General features: G+C 51.9%; 4 tRNA genes and 3 rRNA genes. All 7 read right to left on the bottom strand.

Annotated elements, in window-relative coordinates:
- Positions 1 to 68: 68 nt before the first annotated feature.
- The 7 genes from ACNPQM_RS43610 to ACNPQM_RS43580 all read right to left on the bottom strand — a co-directional run bounded on the left by ACNPQM_RS43610 (position 69) and on the right by ACNPQM_RS43580 (position 5,287).
- Positions 69 to 143 (bottom strand) — tRNA-Gly (locus ACNPQM_RS43610).
- 8 nt (positions 144 to 151) lie between these two features.
- A tRNA-Lys gene (locus ACNPQM_RS43605) sits at positions 152 to 224 on the bottom strand.
- A 37-nt stretch (positions 225 to 261) separates the two neighbouring features.
- A tRNA-Thr gene (locus tag ACNPQM_RS43600) sits at positions 262 to 337 on the bottom strand.
- Positions 338 to 370: 33 nt separating this feature from the next.
- Positions 371 to 446, bottom strand: a tRNA-Val gene (locus tag ACNPQM_RS43595).
- A 22-nt stretch (positions 447 to 468) separates the two neighbouring features.
- Positions 469 to 584: ribosomal RNA gene (gene rrf / locus ACNPQM_RS43590) — 5S ribosomal RNA — on the bottom strand.
- A gap of 49 nt (positions 585 to 633) precedes the next feature.
- A 23S ribosomal RNA gene (locus ACNPQM_RS43585) occupies positions 634 to 3,567 on the bottom strand.
- Positions 3,568 to 3,736: 169 nt separating this feature from the next.
- Positions 3,737 to 5,287 (bottom strand): 16S ribosomal RNA (locus ACNPQM_RS43580).
- Together the 16S, 23S and 5S rRNA genes with 4 tRNA genes alongside form the textbook arrangement of a ribosomal RNA operon.
- Positions 5,288 to 5,440: the final 153 nt, after the last annotated feature.

Genomic DNA, 5,440 nt, shown 5'->3' with positions numbered 1-5,440 from the left:
CCCGGATTCGAACCGGGGATAAAGGTTTTGCAGACCTCTGCCTTACCACTTGGCTATGCCGCCATTATTGGAGCGGAAGACGGGATTCGAACCCGCGACCCCCACCTTGGCAAGGTGGTGTTCTACCACTGAACTACTTCCGCAACTTTGATGAGCCATGAAGGACTCGAACCTTCGACCCTCTGATTAAAAGTCAGATGCTCTACCAACTGAGCTAATGGCTCTTATTACAAGAGACTCATATAGTATAACATATAAAGGTGGTGCCGGCAAGAGGACTTGAACCCCCAACCTACTGATTACAAGTCAGTTGCTCTACCAGTTGAGCTACACCGGCTTTATCTATCCTAACATTATGTAAGAATAAATATGGTGGAGGATGACGGGATCGAACCGCCGACCCTCTGCTTGTAAGGCAGATGCTCTCCCAGCTGAGCTAATCCTCCATAATTGCACTAACGTGCAATTGCTTGGCGGCGTCCTACTCTCACAGGGGGAAACCCCCAACTACCATCGGCGCTGAAGAGCTTAACTTCCGTGTTCGGTATGGGAACGGGTGTGACCTCTCTGCCATCATCACCAAACTTTGAAGGCATATTCCTTCAAAACTAGATAACATTTGCTACATATTATATGGTTAAGTCCTCGATCTATTAGTATCCGTCAGCTCCACGTGTCACCACGCTTCCACCTCGAACCTATCAACCTGATCATCTTTCAGGGGTCTTATTTACTTGCGGAAAGGGAAATCTCATCTTGAGGGGGGCTTCATGCTTAGATGCTTTCAGCACTTATCCCGTCCGCACATAGCTACCCAGCGATGCCCTTGGCAGAACAACTGGTACACCAGCGGTGCGTCCATCCCGGTCCTCTCGTACTAAGGACAGCTCCTCTCAAATTTCCTGCGCCCGCGACGGATAGGGACCGAACTGTCTCACGACGTTCTGAACCCAGCTCGCGTACCGCTTTAATGGGCGAACAGCCCAACCCTTGGGACCGACTACAGCCCCAGGATGCGATGAGCCGACATCGAGGTGCCAAACCTCCCCGTCGATGTGGACTCTTGGGGGAGATAAGCCTGTTATCCCCGGGGTAGCTTTTATCCGTTGAGCGATGGCCCTTCCATGCGGAACCACCGGATCACTAAGCCCGACTTTCGTCCCTGCTCGACTTGTAGGTCTCGCAGTCAAGCTCCCTTGTGCCTTTACACTCTGCGAATGATTTCCAACCATTCTGAGGGAACCTTTGGGCGCCTCCGTTACATTTTAGGAGGCGACCGCCCCAGTCAAACTGCCCACCTGACACTGTCTCCCACCCCGATTCAGGGGTGCGGGTTAGAATTTCAATACAGCCAGGGTAGTATCCCACCGACGCCTCCACCGAAGCTGGCGCTCCGGTTTCAAAGGCTCCTACCTATCCTGTACAAGCTGTACCAAAATTCAATATCAGGCTGCAGTAAAGCTCCACGGGGTCTTTCCGTCCTGTCGCGGGTAACCTGCATCTTCACAGGTACTATAATTTCACCGAGTCTCTCGTTGAGACAGTGCCCAGATCGTTGCGCCTTTCGTGCGGGTCAGAACTTACCTGACAAGGAATTTCGCTACCTTAGGACCGTTATAGTTACGGCCGCCGTTTACTGGGGCTTCAATTCAAAGCTTCGCTGACGCTAACCTCTCCTCTTAACCTTCCAGCACCGGGCAGGCGTCAGCCCCTATACTTCGCCTTACGGCTTCGCAGAGACCTGTGTTTTTGCTAAACAGTCGCCTGGGCCTATTCACTGCGGCTCTCTCGGGCTTGCACCCTAACAGAGCACCCCTTCTCCCGAAGTTACGGGGTCATTTTGCCGAGTTCCTTAACGAGAGTTCTCTCGCTCACCTTAGGATTCTCTCCTCGCCTACCTGTGTCGGTTTGCGGTACGGGCACCTTTCACCTCACTAGAGGATTTTCTAGGCAGTGTGGAATCAGGAACTTCGGTACTATATTTCCCTCGCCATCACAGCTCAAGGTACATGGTGACGGGATTTGCCTCGTCACCCCTCTAACTGCTTGGACGCGCTATTCCAGCAGCGCGCTTACCCTATCCTCCTGCGTCCCCCCATTGCTCAAACGGTGAGGAGGTGGTACAGGAATATCAACCTGTTGTCCATCGCCTACGCCTTTCGGCCTCGGCTTAGGTCCCGACTAACCCTGAGCGGACGAGCCTTCCTCAGGAAACCTTAGGCATTCGGTGGAAGGGATTCTCACCCTTCTTTCGCTACTCATACCGGCATTCTCACTTCTAAGCGCTCCACAAGTCCTTCCGGTCTTGCTTCACAGCCCTTAGAACGCTCTCCTACCACGGACACCAGACGGTGTCCATCCACAGCTTCGGTGATACGTTTAGCCCCGGTACATTTTCGGCGCAGAGTCACTCGACCAGTGAGCTATTACGCACTCTTTAAATGGTGGCTGCTTCTAAGCCAACATCCTGGTTGTCTAAGCAACTCCACATCCTTTTCCACTTAACGTATACTTTGGGACCTTAGCTGGCGGTCTGGGCTGTTTCCCTTTCGACTACGGATCTTATCACTCGCAGTCTGACTCCCAAGGATAAGTCATTGGCATTCGGAGTTTGACTGAATTCGGTAACCCGGTAGGGGCCCCTAGTCCAATCAGTGCTCTACCTCCGAGACTCTTACCTTGAGGCTAGCCCTAAAGCTATTTCGGAGAGAACCAGCTATCTCCAGGTTCGATTGGCATTTCACCCCTACCCACACCTCATCCCCGCACTTTTCAACGTGCGTGGGTTCGGGCCTCCATTCAGTGTTACCTGAACTTCACCCTGGACATGGGTAGATCACCTGGTTTCGGGTCTACGACCACGTACTCATTCGCCCTATTCAGACTCGCTTTCGCTGCGGCTCCGCCTCTTCAGCTTAACCTTGCACGGGATCGTAACTCGCCGGTTCATTCTACAAAAGGCACGCCATCACCCGTTAACGGGCTCTGACTACTTGTAGGCACACGGTTTCAGGATCTATTTCACTCCCCTTCCGGGGTGCTTTTCACCTTTCCCTCACGGTACTGGTTCACTATCGGTCACTAGGGAGTATTTAGCCTTGGGAGATGGTCCTCCCGGATTCCGACGGAATTTCACGTGTTCCGCCGTACTCAGGATCCACTCTGGAGAGAACGAAGTTTCAACTACAGGGCTGTTACCTTCTTTGGCGGGCCTTTCCAGACCTCTTCATTTACCTCGTTCCTTTGTAACTCCGTATAGAGTGTCCTACAACCCCAAGAGGCAAGCCTCTTGGTTTGGGCTTCTTCCGTTTCGCTCGCCGCTACTCAGGAAATCGCATTTGCTTTCTCTTCCTCCGGGTACTTAGATGTTTCAGTTCCCCGGGTCTGCCTTCCTTACTCTATGTATTCAAGTAAGGATACTACTCCATTACGAGCAGTGGGTTTCCCCATTCGGAAATCTCCGGATCAAAGCTTGCTTACAGCTCCCCGAAGCATATCGGTGTTCGTCCCGTCCTTCATCGGCTCCTAGTGCCAAGGCATCCACCGTGCGCCCTTTCTAACTTAACCGTTAAAAAGAATCACTATGTGATATCTTGTATTACTAATTGAATGTGATGTCTACTGTTATCTAGTTTTCAAAGAACACGTTTCGAAGGAATGATCCTTCAAAACTAAACAAGACAGGGAACGTTCTGTTTATAAGACCCAAGGTCTTATATTCCGTTAAAATCCTTAGAAAGGAGGTGATCCAGCCGCACCTTCCGATACGGCTACCTTGTTACGACTTCACCCCAATCATCTGTCCCACCTTCGGCGGCTGGCTCCAAAAGGTTACCTCACCGACTTCGGGTGTTACAAACTCTCGTGGTGTGACGGGCGGTGTGTACAAGGCCCGGGAACGTATTCACCGCGGCATGCTGATCCGCGATTACTAGCGATTCCAGCTTCACGCAGTCGAGTTGCAGACTGCGATCCGAACTGAGAACAGATTTGTGGGATTGGCTTAACCTCGCGGTCTAGCTGCCCTTTGTTCTGTCCATTGTAGCACGTGTGTAGCCCAGGTCATAAGGGGCATGATGATTTGACGTCATCCCCACCTTCCTCCGGTTTGTCACCGGCAGTCACCTTAGAGTGCCCAACTGAATGCTGGCAACTAAGATCAAGGGTTGCGCTCGTTGCGGGACTTAACCCAACATCTCACGACACGAGCTGACGACAACCATGCACCACCTGTCACTCTTGTCCCCGAAGGGAAATCCCTATCTCTAGGGAGGTCAAGAGGATGTCAAGACCTGGTAAGGTTCTTCGCGTTGCTTCGAATTAAACCACATGCTCCACCGCTTGTGCGGGCCCCCGTCAATTCCTTTGAGTTTCAGTCTTGCGACCGTACTCCCCAGGCGGAGTGCTTAATGCGTTAGCTGCAGCACTAAGGGGCGGAAACCCCCTAACACTTAGCACTCATCGTTTACGGCGTGGACTACCAGGGTATCTAATCCTGTTCGCTCCCCACGCTTTCGCTCCTCAGCGTCAGTTACAGACCAAAGAGCCGCCTTCGCCACTGGTGTTCCTCCACATCTCTACGCATTTCACCGCTACACGTGGAATTCCGCTCTTCTCTTCTGCACTCAAGTCTCCCAGTTTCCAATGACCCTCCCCGGTTGAGCCGTGGGCTTTCACATCAGACTTAAGAAACCGCCTGCGCGCGCTTTACGCCCAATAATTCCGGACAACGCTTGCCACCTACGTATTACCGCGGCTGCTGGCACGTAGTTAGCCGTGGCTTTCTGGTTAGGTACCGTCAAGGTACCGCCCTATTCGAACGATACTTGTTCTTCCCTAACAACAGAGTTTTACGATCCGAAAACCTTCATCACTCACGCGGCGTTGCTCCGTCAGACTTTCGTCCATTGCGGAAGATTCCCTACTGCTGCCTCCCGTAGGAGTCTGGGCCGTGTCTCAGTCCCAGTGTGGCCGATCACCCTCTCAGGTCGGCTACGCATCGTCGCCTTGGTGAGCCATTACCTCACCAACTAGCTAATGCGCCGCGGGTCCATCTGTAAGTGGTAGCCGAAGCCACCTTTTATGTTTGAACCATGCGGTTCAAACAACCATCCGGTATTAGCCCCGGTTTCCCGGAGTTATCCCAGTCTTACAGGCAGGTTACCCACGTGTTACTCACCCGTCCGCCGCTAACATCAGGGAGCAAGCTCCCATCTGTCCGCTCGACTTGCATGTATTAGGCACGCCGCCAGCGTTCGTCCTGAGCCAGGATCAAACTCTCCAATAAGATGTTTGAAATAGCTCTAGTTAAAAATAAATTAATTGACGTTTCATTTTGTTCAGTTTTCAAAGATCAATTTTTCGCTTTTTGAGGCGACTTTTTAATGTTATCACCTTTCCGATTGCCAGTCAACACTTTTTTAAACAAAATGTTTATTTA

The organism is Streptomyces sp. NPDC056231 (assembly GCF_048270745.1).
Taxonomy (GTDB): Bacteria; Actinomycetota; Actinomycetes; order Streptomycetales; family Streptomycetaceae; genus Streptomyces.
Note: the sequence above shows the minus strand (reverse complement) of the source record. Positions and strands in the feature narration are given on the sequence as shown.